The sequence below is a fragment of the Mesorhizobium sp. M0751 genome, from assembly GCF_040320265.1.
Lineage (GTDB): Bacteria > Pseudomonadota > Alphaproteobacteria > Rhizobiales > Rhizobiaceae > Mesorhizobium.
In genome coordinates, this window is sequence record NZ_JAMYPH010000084.1 from 1 (window position 1) to 769 (window position 769).

The window sequence follows — 769 nt, forward strand, 5'->3', positions numbered from 1 at the left end:
GAAGGATCACGTTTGGCCTTGAGGATAGCCTCGTCGCCGTTGCGATAGGCGAAGGTGATGTCGATCGAGCCGTCGTCGAGCAGTTCTGCGGAGCCGTCGCCGGTGACTTCGTCCATCTCATCGAAGCCGGCCCATGTGAAGAAGACCATTGAGGGCCCGTACCCGAGATCGAGGCCGGCTTGCAGGGCGCCAAAGGCGATCTCACCGTGGTTGTCGGCCCCAATGGTGATCGTGCTCTTCATCGACGCCCAGGCCTCGATCAGCGTGCCGTCGACCGAGAAGTGATCCGTCGACAGAAGCTTCTTCACCTTGGGTTGCGCCAGCACCGCCGCCAGGAACTTTGCAGCGATGTCGCCCTCCAGCAGCCGGTCACGGTTCTTGGAGAACACCGAATGATCCCAGGCCGCATCGTCGACGCCAATCCCGACGAACCAGCGGAACAGAAGGTCGTATTCCAGCCGCTCCATCAACAGCCGCTCCGAGCGGATCGAATAGAACGCCTGCAAAAGCATCGCCCGCAGCAGCTTCTCCGGCGGGATCGACGGCCGCCCAATCGGCGAGTACAACGCCGCAAACTCCCGCTCCAACGCTGCCAGCGCCTCGTTCACAATCGCCCGAATGCGGCGCAATGGATGATCGCGCCGCACCCGAGCCTCGAGGTCCACGTAGCTGAACAGTTCGCCCGTCTGTCCGTCACCACCCCGCACGATTCACTCCACCTCTTCGTGGTCAGAGTGAATCACGAACCTGAGACTGTCGCGAGCCCTTT

The 769-nt window shown here is 62.0% G+C and carries 1 protein-coding gene; it reads right to left on the reverse strand.

Annotated elements, in window-relative coordinates:
- On the reverse strand, window positions 1-707 hold a 707-nt coding region (locus NKI19_RS32760; RefSeq protein ID WP_352951297.1), incomplete at its 3' end, for a transposase.
- Between the last annotated feature and the right edge of the window lie 62 nt (window positions 708-769).